General features: G+C 64.3%; 12 protein-coding genes. All 12 read left to right on the top strand.

Going from position 1 to position 11,794, the window contains the following annotated elements:
* The first annotated feature begins 22 nt into the window (after positions 1 to 22).
* The 12 genes from pth (at position 23) to BM357_RS13935 (ending at position 11,781) form a co-directional block, all read left to right on the top strand.
* Entirely contained in the window at positions 23 to 598 is a 576-nt protein-coding gene (gene pth / locus BM357_RS13990) for an aminoacyl-tRNA hydrolase (RefSeq protein WP_074954734.1), read from the top strand.
* Between the two features lie 183 nt (positions 599 to 781).
* On the top strand, positions 782 to 1,027 hold the full coding sequence (locus BM357_RS19935; protein ID WP_074954732.1) for an anti-sigma-F factor Fin: 246 nt from the start codon (positions 782 to 784) through the stop codon (positions 1,025 to 1,027).
* Between the two features lie 102 nt (positions 1,028 to 1,129).
* The gene (gene mfd, locus BM357_RS13980) at positions 1,130 to 4,675 is read left to right on the top strand and encodes a transcription-repair coupling factor (protein WP_083430539.1); all 3,546 of its coding nucleotides are present in this window, start codon (positions 1,130 to 1,132) and stop codon (positions 4,673 to 4,675) included.
* Positions 4,665 to 5,669 carry a peptidyl-prolyl cis-trans isomerase gene (locus tag BM357_RS13975; RefSeq protein ID WP_175511544.1) on the top strand — a complete coding sequence of 335 codons (1,005 nt, stop codon included), beginning with the start codon at positions 4,665 to 4,667 and terminating at the stop codon, positions 5,667 to 5,669. Before mfd ends, BM357_RS13975 begins: the two co-directional genes overlap by 11 nt.
* A 213-nt stretch (positions 5,670 to 5,882) precedes the next feature.
* Positions 5,883 to 6,425: a stage V sporulation protein T gene (spoVT, locus tag BM357_RS13970; RefSeq protein WP_074954726.1), complete on the top strand. Its 543-nt coding sequence runs from the start codon at positions 5,883 to 5,885 to the stop codon at positions 6,423 to 6,425.
* 118 nt (positions 6,426 to 6,543) lie between these two features.
* A complete protein-coding gene (locus BM357_RS13965; protein ID WP_083430537.1) occupies positions 6,544 to 8,154 on the top strand; it encodes a putative polysaccharide biosynthesis protein in 1,611 nt (536 codons plus the stop codon).
* Positions 8,155 to 8,178: 24 nt separating this feature from the next.
* Positions 8,179 to 9,684 carry a bifunctional methyltransferase/pyrophosphohydrolase YabN gene (gene yabN, locus BM357_RS13960; protein ID WP_074954723.1) on the top strand — a complete coding sequence of 502 codons (1,506 nt, stop codon included), beginning with the start codon at positions 8,179 to 8,181 and terminating at the stop codon, positions 9,682 to 9,684.
* Between the two features lie 62 nt (positions 9,685 to 9,746).
* Positions 9,747 to 10,019, top strand: coding sequence for an HU family DNA-binding protein (locus BM357_RS13955; protein WP_029421934.1), 273 nt, complete (start codon positions 9,747 to 9,749; stop codon positions 10,017 to 10,019).
* Position 10,020: 1 nt separating this feature from the next.
* Positions 10,021 to 10,314, top strand: a complete 294-nt coding sequence (locus tag BM357_RS13950) for an RNA-binding S4 domain-containing protein (RefSeq protein WP_074954720.1) — start codon at positions 10,021 to 10,023, stop codon at positions 10,312 to 10,314.
* A gap of 220 nt (positions 10,315 to 10,534) precedes the next feature.
* The gene (gene yabP, locus BM357_RS13945) at positions 10,535 to 10,801 is read left to right on the top strand and encodes a sporulation protein YabP (RefSeq protein WP_074954717.1); all 267 of its coding nucleotides are present in this window, start codon (positions 10,535 to 10,537) and stop codon (positions 10,799 to 10,801) included.
* A 5-nt stretch (positions 10,802 to 10,806) separates the two neighbouring features.
* The gene (gene yabQ, locus BM357_RS13940; RefSeq protein ID WP_074954715.1) at positions 10,807 to 11,394 is read left to right on the top strand and encodes a spore cortex biosynthesis protein YabQ; all 588 of its coding nucleotides are present in this window, start codon (positions 10,807 to 10,809) and stop codon (positions 11,392 to 11,394) included.
* A 33-nt stretch (positions 11,395 to 11,427) separates the two neighbouring features.
* A complete protein-coding gene (locus tag BM357_RS13935; protein WP_083430536.1) occupies positions 11,428 to 11,781 on the top strand; it encodes an FtsB family cell division protein in 354 nt (117 codons plus the stop codon).
* The last annotated feature ends 13 nt before the right edge of the window (positions 11,782 to 11,794 follow it).

Here is an 11,794-nt window from a genome sequence, read left to right as displayed (position 1 = left end):
ACGGGTGGAATGGAGGCGTTCGATGAAGGTCATCGTCGGTTTGGGCAATCCGGGGGCGATGTATGAAAAGACGAGGCACAACGTCGGCTTCTGGGTGGTGGACGAGCTGGCGCGCCGCCTCGGCGCCTCGTGGGGAAAGGTGAAGTGGCGCGCACACGTCGCCGAAGGCCGCGCGGGCGGGGAAAAGGTCCTCCTCGTCAAGCCGCAGACGTACATGAACGCCAGCGGCGAATCGGTGCGCGAACTGTTCGACTTTCACCGGGAGTTGGATGCGGCGCGGGATCTCATCCTGGTCTACGACGACATGGACTTCCCGCCCGGACAGATCCGCCTGCGCGAGCGCGGCAGCGGCGGCGGGCACAACGGGGTGAAATCGGTGATCCAACACCTCGGCAGCGAGGTGTTTCCGCGCGTGCGCGTCGGCATCGGGCGGCCGTCCGGGGACGTCCGGGTGGTCGACTACGTCCTCAGCCCGTTTTCCGCGGCGGATCTGGCGCCGGTTCAGGAGGCCGTGGCCCGGGCGGCGGACGCCCTGGAATGCGCGCTGGAACAGGGCTTTGCGGCCGCGATGAACCGTTTCAATGTGCGCCACGGGTGATCCCGCACTTGGCATGCGCATGATATGGGAGGGTTGGGCGAAGCGGCTCGCTTTAGCGCAGAAGCGAAGCCCAACCCTCCCATCGCTCAGCACGTATGGCTTTCCTCCCCCGCTTCCATACTAGTAGTGCGAACCGGCCGGCTGTTCACCGGCGGCACGGGGCGCAGAAGCGGAGGGATGGGCGTGCGCATCGAGTATTGGTGCGGTCACTGCAAGCATCTGATTGGGCAGGTGAACCGCCCGGAGTGGACGCTGGAGCAAGCGGAGTGGTTCTGTGGCTTGCACACCCTGTCACCCGTGGAACATTCCGAGTGGGTGGCGTATGATAAAAACAATGGGGTTCTGTCGGTACAGACGGTTTGCGATTATTGCCAGAGTGCGATAGAACGAAACCCAGAGTTGTTGGTAGAGGGCAAGCTGCTCCAGTAGGTCGATGCCAGCCAATGGTCATGGACGCTGTCAATCGCCTTGGCAGATGTGCTAAGGCGATTTTCAGATTGTCCGGGGTGTTGGGCTGCGAGGAGGGGTAACGTGATTGATCTGGTTCGCTACATCGCCGCCGACGCCGAGTTCCGCCGGACGTTCACGAGCCTGACACCGACCGGATTGGACGGTTTGGTCACGGGGACCAGCGGCAGCGCGCGGCATCTGTACTACGCTGCCTTGCACACCCTGCGCAAGGAGGGCAATCCCGGCGCTTCCACCGTGATTGTCACGCACAGCCAGTCCCAGGCGGGGCAGATTGCCGATGACTTGCGGGAGTTCCTGCCCGGCGAAGCGGTCTTCCTGTTCCCGGAACGGGAGTGGTCGCTCGTCGACGCGCTGGCCTACAGCCGGGAAGCGGTGGCGGACCGGATGCACGTGCTGCAGCACCTGGCGCAGGGCCGCCCGGCCGTGGTGGTGGCGACCATCCAATCGGCCGTTCAGCCCGTGATGACGCGGGATGTCCTGCGCAGTCTGCAGTGGGTCGTCAAGCCCGGCGATGTGGCGGACCTGGAGCAAGTGCAGCGGAACCTGGTCCAGAGCGGATACGAGCGGGTCGACATGGTGGAGACGAAGGGGCAGTTCGCCGTGCGCGGCGGCATCTTGGACGTGTTTCCGCTCACCGAAGAGATGCCGGTGCGCATCGAACTGTTTGACGACGAGGTGGATTCCATCCGCCGGTTCGATCCCGATACCCAGCGCTCCCAGGCCAATCTCGAGCAGGCCGTGATTGGGCCGGTGCTCGATTTCCTCGTGCCCGCCGCCCGCATGCAGGAGGCTTCCGAGCGCCTGCAGAAGGCGCTTGAGGAACGCGTGCGCCTCGCCACGGACCTCGAGGTCCGGGAGCGGCTGCAGACGGTCGTCGGGGAGGACATCCGGAGGCTCGCCGAAGGGCAACCCTTCGCCGGTCTGCTGCGCTACGACGCCCTGTTCCCGGGGGCCGTGCACACCCTGTTTGACTACCTTCCGTTCGGGACGTTGGCCTGTCTGGACGAGCCGACACGCCTGCAGGAGCGCCAGAAGGGGTTGGAACGGGAATTCCAGGAATGGCTCTCCAACGGGTTGTTGCGGGGCGAGTTGTTGTCGGGGACGCAGCGTCCGCCGCAGTACCAGTTGGTGTGGGAACACCGCGGCATGGCCGGGGTGGAGTTCTCCATGTTCGCCCGCAGCGGCGGGCATCGCCACCGGTTCGTGTGGAATGTGGCGGCCAAGCCCATGCAGCAGTTCCACGGCCAGATGAACGTGCTGAAAAGCGAGGTGCAGCGCTGGCAGCGCAGCGGGACGCACGTGGTGCTGACGGCTGCGACCGAGGAGCGGGCCGACCGGTTGGAGCGGGTGCTGGCCGATTACCGCATCGAGGCGGTGCGCGCCACCGCCTTCACGCCGTCGCGCACGCCGCAGATCCTCGTCGCGAGCCTCTCCTCCGGGTTTGAGCTGCCGATGCAGCGGCTGGCGATCATCGTCGAGACGGAGGTGTTCCCGTCCCGCAAGAAAGCGCGCCGGGTCCGCCGGGAGATGACCGACGCGGAGCGCATCCGCAGCTATCAGGAGCTGCACGTCGGCGATTACGTGGTGCACGTCAACCACGGCATCGGGAAGTACCTCGGCATCCGCACGCTCGAGATCGACGGCCGCCACCAGGACTATCTGCACCTGCAGTACGCCGGCAACGACAGCCTGTACGTCCCGGTGGACCAGATTGATCAGGTGCAGCGGTACATCGGCGCCGAGGACAAGGAGCCGAAGCTGTACCACCTGGGCGGCGGCGAGTGGAACCGCGTCAAGCAGAAGGTGTCCCGGTCGGTCCGGGACATCGCCGAGGACCTGGTCAAATTGTACGCCGCGCGGCAGGCCTCGCGCGGCCACGCCTTCTCTCCGGATACGCCGTGGCAGAAGGACTTTGAAGCCATGTTCCCGTACGAGGAGACCCCGGACCAGCTGCGCGCCATCGAGGAGATCAAGCGGGACATGGAAAAGCCGACGCCCATGGACCGGTTGTTGTGCGGCGATGTCGGCTACGGCAAGACCGAGGTGGCCATCCGGGCCGCCTTCAAGGCGGTGATGGACGGCAAGCAGGTGGCGGTGTTGGTGCCGACCACCATTCTGGCGCATCAGCACTATGAGACGTTCAAGGAGCGATTCGCCGGGTTTCCGGTGACCATCGAGGTGCTGAGCCGGTTTCGGACGAAGTCGGAGGCCAGCGCGGTCATCAAGGGGCTTAAGGACGGCAGTATCGACATCGTCATCGGCACGCACCGGTTGTTGCAAAAATCGGTGCAATTCAAGGACCTGGGGCTGCTCATTGTCGACGAGGAGCAGCGCTTCGGCGTCACGCACAAGGAGCGGCTCAAACAACTGAAGACCAACGTCGACTGCCTGACCCTGACCGCCACGCCCATCCCGCGCACGCTGCACATGTCCTTGCTCGGCGTGCGCGACCTGTCCGTCATCGAAACGCCGCCCGAGAATCGCTTCCCGGTACAGACGTACGTGGTGGAGTTTCACGAGGACCTCGTCCGCGAGGCCATAGAGCGCGAGCTCAACCGCGGCGGCCAGGTGTATTTCGTGTACAATCAGGTGCAGAACATCCACGCCATGGCGGAACGCGTTCAGCGCCTCGTCCCGGACGCGCGCATCGCGGTGGCGCACGGTCAGATGGCGGAGGACCAGTTGGAACGGGTGATGCTCGATTTCCTGGAAGGGGAGATCGACGTACTCGTCACCACCACCATCATCGAGACCGGGCTCGACATTCCCAATGTGAACACGCTGATTGTCTATGACGCCGACCGTTTGGGGTTGGCGCAGCTGTACCAACTGCGCGGCCGCGTGGGCCGCTCCAACCGCATCGCCTACGCGTACTTCACGTATCAGCGCGACAAGGTGCTGACGGAGGTGGCGGAAAAGCGGCTGCAGGCCATCAAGGAGTTCACGGAACTCGGCAGCGGCTTCAAGATTGCGATGCGCGATCTCGCCATCCGCGGCGCCGGAAATCTGCTCGGTGCCGAACAGCACGGCTTCATCAATTCGGTCGGTTTCGACCTGTACAACGACATGCTCGCCAAGGCGGTCAAGGAGATCCGGGGCGAACAGGAACAGGAGGTCCCCGAGCCGGTCATCGACCTCGGCATCGAGGCGTACATCCCGGACACCTACATCTCGGATCCCGCCCAGAAGATCGCCATGTACAAGAAATTCAAGTACGTGCGCAGCACGGAGGCCGCCGAGGAACTGGAGGAGGAGCTCATCGACCGCTACGGCGATCTGCCGGAGCCGGTGATGAATCTGCTCGATGTCACGCGCATGAAGAGCTACGCGGCCCGCTTCGGCGTCGAGGCCATCGCCGCGCAAGGGGGAGAGGTGGCGGTCCGCCTGCGGCCCGAGATGACGGCCGCGGTCGATCACGGCCGTCTGTTCAGCCTCGCCAAGCAGCATGCCGGCCAGTACCTGAAGCGCCCGAACGGCTCCCTTCAGGTGGTGTTCCGCAGCAAAGGGGTATCGGATCGCGAGCTTTGCAAGCGGCTGTTGAACTTTCTGGAGTCGTTCGCGGATGTGTTCAAATCTGCCAGGGAGGTCGAGGAATTTGCAAAATAAGCGAATGCACGCGCTGGTGGCATGCCTGCTCGGAGTGGCGCTCGTGGCCGGTTGCGGCGGCCCGGGAAAGGCCGCCAACCAGACCGGCAATGCGACGGGGACGCAGAATGCCACCGCCGCGGCGCCCATCCCGCCTGAACCCGCCTACACCGGCCCCGTGGTCGCCACCTATACCGGCGGCGAGGTGCGCAAGGACGAGCTGGACCGCCAGTACAACCTGCAGGTCGTCCTGCCCGGGCTGCAACAGCAGGAGAGCAAGAAAGATTTTCTCACCTACTATGTGGTCTGGTATAAATACTTGTATGGCAAAGCCCAACAGCTCACCGGCGTGAAGACGGATCCCGCCCAGGCCCGCCAGTTGGCGGATCAGGCGATTCAGGAGCTGGTCGGCTCCCAGTACAAGAGCGCAGACGAAGTGAAGCAAAAGATGCAGTCGCTCGGGGTCAGCGAAGACGACTTGGCCAGGCTGGCGCTCAAAAGCCAATACCTGCAGCAATACCTGCTCGACCAGACCAAGGACCTTCAGGTCACGGATCAACAGGCCGAGACGTATTACAATCAGCACAAGGACGATTATCTGCAGGTGACGGTGCATCACATCCTGGTCTCCTCCCTGGACCAGGCCAAACAGATTGAGGCCAAGTTGAAACAGGGCGCTGACTTCGAGAAGCTGGCCGATCAGTACTCCACGGACCCTGCCGTGAAGGACAATCACGGTCAGTACGCGGATCAGCCGGTATCCTCGTTTGATGCCGATTTTGCCAAGGCGGTCAAGACGCTGCCCATCGGCCAGATCAGCGATCCGGTGCACACCCAGTACGGTTACCATATCATCCGCGTGGACAAGCGCACCCAGATCCCATTCGACCAAGCCAAGGATGAGATCAAGCAGACGCTGCTGACGCAGGCGCAGAACGACAAGGAGAAGGCGATTTACGCGGACGCCCAAAAAGCCGCGCACATCCAGCTGAAGGTGGCGGAAGGGGACCTGTGATCGCCCACGGCTGCGCCTGGCCGGTAACGCCCGCCCTTGGCGTGGGGTGCATACGGGGATGGAAGCCGCAACATAATAAGTGCACGTCAGGAATCCGCAGAGGCGTCAGACACAAACTGGCATGTACCAGGTCTGTGCGGGAAGTCACGGTGCAGAGGTGAGCGAGCGAGAAGGGTTTTGCAACTTCAGGATAAAAAAGGTGGGGATCAACATTTGAAGGCAACAGGCATCGTACGGAGGATTGATGACCTCGGCCGGGTTGTGATTCCGAAAGAAATTCGACGGACGCTGCGCATTCGGGAAGGAGATCCCTTAGAAATCTTTGTCGATCGCGATGGAGAAGTCATCCTGAAGAAATACTCGCCGATCGGAGAACTCGGTGATTTCGCGAAAGAGTATGCGGAATCCCTGGCGGACTCGACGGGCCATATCGCACTCATTACCGACAGGGACGTCATCATTGCCGTGTCTGGCGCCCCCAAGAAGGACTTTTTGGACAAGCCCATCAGCGACGACGTCGAGCAGGCGATGGAAGATCGCAAGACCATCGTCAATGCGCAGGCGGGTGAGTACACGGTGGTGCGCGAGCGGAGCGAACGATTCACCTCCCGCGTGATCGCGCCCATCATCGCCGCGGGGGATCCCATCGGCGCGGTCATCCTCCTGTCCCGGGAAGAAGGCGTGAAGATGGGCGAGCTGGAGAAGAAGTTGTGCGAGACGGCGGCGGGTTTCCTGGGAAAACAAATGGAGCAGTGAGTTCTTCCGGAGCAAGCGGCCCGCTGTGACCAGCGGGCCTTTCTGTTTGGCGCTGGACTATCCTCCCCTGGCTGTCCATATAGATTAGCGATACGCTGGACACGAGGGGGGATTCGGCGTGCCGCCGCAGCGAGGGTTCGTCCACGGCGCCATGCTGTTGGCCGGGGCGGCGATGGTGGCCAAACTGCTCGGTTCTGTCTACACCATTGTGCTGCAGAACGTGATCGGGGACAGCGGGATGGGGTTGTTCCAGATGGCCTACCCCATCTATGCCACCCTGCTCGCCATCGCCACTGCCGGGTTTCCGGTCGCCGTCTCCAAATTGGTCTCCGAACAATTGGCCCGCGGCGAGGATGCGGAGGTCCGCCACACGCTCCGGGTCGCCGGATGGATGCTGACCGGGGCGGGGGTGGTGACGTTCGCCATCCTCTTTTTGGGTGCCGACCTGTGGGCCAAGGTCGCGGGGGACGCGCGGGCCGCCTGGGCCATCCGGGCGATTGCTCCGGCGCTCTTGCTGGTTCCCGTGATGAGCGCGCTCCGGGGATATTTTCAAGGATTTCAATGGATGTATCCGACAGCCGTGTCCCAGGTGGTGGAACAGTTCGTACGCGTCGCGACCATCCTGGTCATGGCGGTCTGGCTGATGCGGCAGGGATACGGCGAAGCGGCCGCGGCCGCCGGGGCGGCATTCGGCGCGGTCACCGGCGCCTTTGCCGGATTGCTGCTGCTCGGTTATTATTGGGTGACACGGCATCCCGAGACGGGCGCCGATCATCGCCTCCGGCGGGCGGGAGCGCGCCCGGGGGCGGCCCGCCGTCTGCTGTACTACGCGTTGCCCATCAGCCTCGGCGCGCTCGTGGTGCCGCTGATGAACAACGTCGACGTGGTGACGGTGGTCAATTTGCTGAAGCAATCCGGAGAACCCCAGGCCACGGCGACGGCGGAGTTTGGCCTGCTCACCGGCCGGGCGTTCAAGCTGATGATGCTGCCGACGACGCTCGCATCCAGCATTGGCATTGCGGTGATGCCGGCGGTGTCCGAGGCGTTCACGCTCGGTTTCCGCCGGTTGATGGAGGACCGGGTTGACCAGGCCGTCCGGCTCACCTTACTCCTGTCGCTGCCGGCGGCGGTGGGCTTGGCGCTCCTGGCCCGCCCTGTGGACCTGGCCCTGTTCAAGGACACGGCGGGCAGCGACGTCATTCAGGTGATGGCGTTCGCCACCGTGTTCGCCAGCCTTCAGACCACGTTGGCCGCCGTCTTGCAGGGCGCGGGATGGGTGTACCTCCCGGTCCTTCACCTGCTCGCCGGATCCGCCTGCAAGGTGGCGGGGAACCTGGCCTGGGTCGCCGGCTCAGGCATCCGCGGGGCGGCGCTGGCGACGGTGCTCGGCTACGCCGTGGCCACCCTGTTGAACCTGTGGGCCGTCCGGCGGTATCTCGGCGTGCGAATCGACTGGTTGAACTGGGCGGTGCGCCCGGGACTGGCCACCTTCGTCATGGGCGGGTTCGTTTTCGCCATGAGCCGCCAGTGGATGATGTGGGGCGGGCTGTCGCAACCGCGGGAATGGGTGGCCGTGGCCGCCGCGGCGATGGTGCTGGGCGGGGGGTTGATCTACTTCCTGGCTTTGGCGGCCTGCGGCGCCCTGTCCCGCGCTGAACTGGAGGCGGTGCCCAAGGTCGGGCCGCGCTTGGCCGCCTGGTGTTCCAAGCTCGGGTTGTTGCGCACTTAAGGACGCTGCGCGAGGAGGGCTTCCATGCCGAAGATCCACGTCATAGGCCTCGGCCCGGGAAGCTGGGCGGGGGTTCCGGTCGGCAGCCTGGAACTGCTCGGCGCCGGCTTGCCGGTGTTTTTGCGCACGGCAATGCATCCTGTCGTTCCGGAGCTGCGCCGGAGAGGCCTGAAGTTCCGGGCGCTGGACGACCATTACGAGCAAGGAGAGACGTTTGCGCAGGTGTACGCGCGCATCGCGCGCACGCTGCTGGACGAAGCGAAGCGCGCGGGCGGGCTGGTGTACGCGGTGCCCGGACACCCCGGCGTGGCGGAACAGTCGGTCCGCAATCTGTTGGCGGCCGCACCTGGGGAAGGGGTCGAGGTGGTCCTGGGGCCGGGCCAGAGTTTCCTCGACGGGGTGTTGAGCGCACTTGGTGTCGATCCGATTGACGGCCTCCTGATGCTGGATGCCACCGTCCTGCGGTCCGACCAACTGCAGCCCCGATGCCACACCCTCATCGCGCAGGTGTTTCAGCGCGCCGTCGCATCCGACGTCAAGCTGACGCTGATGGAGGTCTACCCGGACGACCATCCGGTGACCTTGCTGCGCGCCGCAGGTGTGCCGGGTGAGGAGCGGATGGAACGGATGCCGCTGTACGAGATCGACCGTGTGGACTGGGTGGACCACGTGACCACGCTGTACGTCCCGCCGGCCGAGCCAGGGGACGAGGCGCTGCGGAGAGACCCGTGGTACCTGGCGGGGCTGGTCCGCCGTCTGCGGGAGCCGGGGGGCTGTCCCTGGGACCGGGAGCAGACACACCGGTCGCTCCGCCGCTACGTCATCGAGGAGGCGTACGAGGTGGCGGATGCGATTGATCAGGACGATCCGGACGCGCTCGCGGACGAGCTCGGGGATCTCCTCCTGCAGGTGTTGCTCCACGCGCAGATCGGCGCGGAGGAGGGAGCCTTCGCATTGCGGGACGTGTATGCTGCCCTGGCGGACAAGCTGATTCGGCGGCATCCCCACGTGTTTGGCGACGGGACGGCGAAGGACGAAGCGGAGGCCGAACGGATGTGGCGTACGGCCAAGGCGCGCGAGCACGCGGGTGAGGACGAAGATGGGTCCGCCTTGGCGCGCCTGAAATGGGCCCGCCCGCCGGCCCAGGTGGCGGTCCAGGCGGGGCGCCTGGCGGCCGAGGCCGGGTTTGACTGGCGGCGGGCAGAGGACATCGTCGACAAAATCGAGGAGGAAGCGGCGGAACTCCGCGAGGAGTTGGTGCGGGGGGACCGGGATCGGCTGGAGGAGGAGTTCGGTGACCTGTTGTTCGCCGCGGCCAATCTGGCCAGGCGTTGCGATCTCGATATGGACCGGGCGCTCCTTCAGGCCACCCGGAAGTTTGCCGCCCGTTTCCGCCAGATGGAGCGCATCGCGGCAGCGGATGGGGTGAAACTGGCCGATCTCCCGGATGATCGCCTGGACGCGCTGTGGCGGCGGGCCAAAGCGGGGGCGCCCGGGCGCGGAAATTCCTCGTTCGGGGCGCGACGGTAGCAGGATTTCCGGGGAAGAAGACGAATAGATCGTCTGACATGCAACGAAGGGGGCATTGAGACGTGAATAAAGTGGATCTCATCAATAAGGTTGCCGAGCAGACGGGACTGAAGAAGAAGGACGCCGAAGCGGCGGTGAACAGCGTGTTCAGCGCCATCGAGGAGGCCCTGGCGGCTGGCGAGAAGGTCCAGGTCATTGGGTTCGGCACGTTTGAGACGCGCAAGCGTTCCGCTCGCTCCGGCCGCAACCCGCAGACCGGCGAGGTGATCTCGATTCCCGAGTCCACCGTTCCCGCGTTCAAGCCTGGCAACCGCCTGAAGGAACTGACCAAGTAAGTTGCGGATCGACAAGTTCCTCAAGTCGTCCCGGTTGGTCAAACGGCGGACCGTGGCCAAAGAGTTGGCGGACGCCGGCCGGGTCTCGGTGAACGGACGCGTCGCCAAGGCGGGTACCGAAGTGGCGCCCGGCGACATCGTCACCCTCCGGTACGGAAATCGCACGGTCGAGGTGAAAGTGCTGCGGTTGTTGGACAATCCGCGCAAGGAATCGGCCGGCGAGATGTACGAGCTGTTGAGCTCGACCGGGCCGGGGGTGGCGGAGGACGCGGACGCGGAGGACGAAGAAGAATGACGATTCCAAGACCGGCGCATGGGCCGGTCTTTTATGGTTGTGGCCGCGTATCTGATTGAGTTTTGGGCTGTGGTCAGCCGACCCGGATCCGGTCTGTCCCAGGTGTGACGACGCCGGGGGGTTCCGCTCCCCTCCTTGTCTGCCTCCGGCGGCGATGTTCTATCCCGGTGCATGGGATCATACACTGAAGCAGAGACGGGACAGGTTGGGGGGCTGACACATGGCTTCTGCCGAGCCGCACGACATCTCCATCAAAGGCCGCAAGTGGGTGCAGGTCACCGGTGTCTCCAGTGTCGAGAGCTTCGACGCCCACGCGTTTTCGCTCGTGACGTCCGCCGGACCGTTGACCATCCAGGGGACCAACCTGCACATGAAACACCTGGACTTGGACCAGGGGATTGTCGAGATTGAAGGCACGGTGTCCAGTCTGACGTACGTCAGCGAGCAGGCCCAGAAAAAACGGGTCGTCGGGCGGTTGTTCCGGTAAACGCCATGGCGGCGCAGTGGACTTACCTGACGGCTCTGATGGCGGCCGGCCTGTTGATGGGCACTGTGTTTGACCTCTACAACACCGTGACGGGAGCCAGCCGGTGGTTCCGGTGGATGCGCCCGGCGCTCGACCTGTTGTTTTGGCTCGTCTCGGCCGCTGTGGTGTACCATTTGGTGTTCCGTTTCGACGACGGGCGCGTCCGGCTGTACGTGTTTCTCCTGCTGGGCGCCGGGTACGTGTTGTACCGAGCGACGGTGCGCACCCTGGTCATCCGGAGCGCGTTCGCCGTCGTCCGCGCGGTCCGCGGACTGATTCATCTGGTCTGGCGCGCCGTGTACGCGCTGTTGGTGGCTCCCGTCCTGCTGTGGTTCCGCCTCCTGTGGCGGTTGTTGCACCTGGTGTACCAGGTGCTCTGCCGCGCGGAGGACGCGCTGTTTGGGTTGCTCGGCCTTGCAGCCCGCCTCACGGGTTTGAAACGCCTGCTGAACACCGCATTCATGAGGCGAATTTTCCACACCATTCACACCCATTGGGAGGACTTTTGGACGGCTGCGTCGAAATGGGTAAAATCAAAGTGCGTTCGGGACTGACCGGCCGCGCCAATCCTTATCAAGGGGCTGACCATGGTCGTGGGAAAAATCGCTACGCTCACTTCCCGGACTCCCTCCAGAGGGCCGGCGGAGAAGTCGGTGCGTTCCCTGCGCAGATTCAAGCTCCGCTACCTGATGTTGGCCACGGTGTGCGCTTGGGCGGCGTACCATTACTGGCACGTGCAGCGGCCCCAGTTGACTCAGCTCTCCGCCAAACAGGCGCAGCTGGAACAGCAACTGGCCGCTCTGCAGAAGCAGCACGACAGCTTGGCCAAACAGGCTCAACAACTGCAGGATGACCGGTACGTCGTGCGGTACGCCAGCGACCATTACAATCTGGCCTTGCCTGGCCAGGTCCTGTTCGACGTGCAGGAGAAACAACCCTGACAGGGGCGGTGGA

Source organism: Paenalicyclobacillus macrosporangiidus (genome assembly GCF_900116805.1).
In the GTDB taxonomy this organism is placed as follows: domain Bacteria; phylum Bacillota; class Bacilli; order Alicyclobacillales; family Alicyclobacillaceae; genus Alicyclobacillus_H; species Alicyclobacillus_H macrosporangiidus.
Note: the sequence above shows the minus strand (reverse complement) of the source record. Positions and strands in the feature narration are given on the sequence as shown.

Coding starts and splice junctions, on each gene's coding strand:
- yabQ (WP_074954715.1), top strand. CDS start 10,807: ATGGCGGCGCAGTGGACTTACCTGACGGCTCTGATGGCGGCCGGCCTG.
- yabN (WP_074954723.1), top strand. CDS start 8,179: ATGCCGAAGATCCACGTCATAGGCCTCGGCCCGGGAAGCTGGGCGGGG.
- yabP (WP_074954717.1), top strand. CDS start 10,535: ATGGCTTCTGCCGAGCCGCACGACATCTCCATCAAAGGCCGCAAGTGG.
- BM357_RS13935 (WP_083430536.1), top strand. CDS start 11,428: ATGGTCGTGGGAAAAATCGCTACGCTCACTTCCCGGACTCCCTCCAGA.
- pth (WP_074954734.1), top strand. CDS start 23: ATGAAGGTCATCGTCGGTTTGGGCAATCCGGGGGCGATGTATGAAAAG.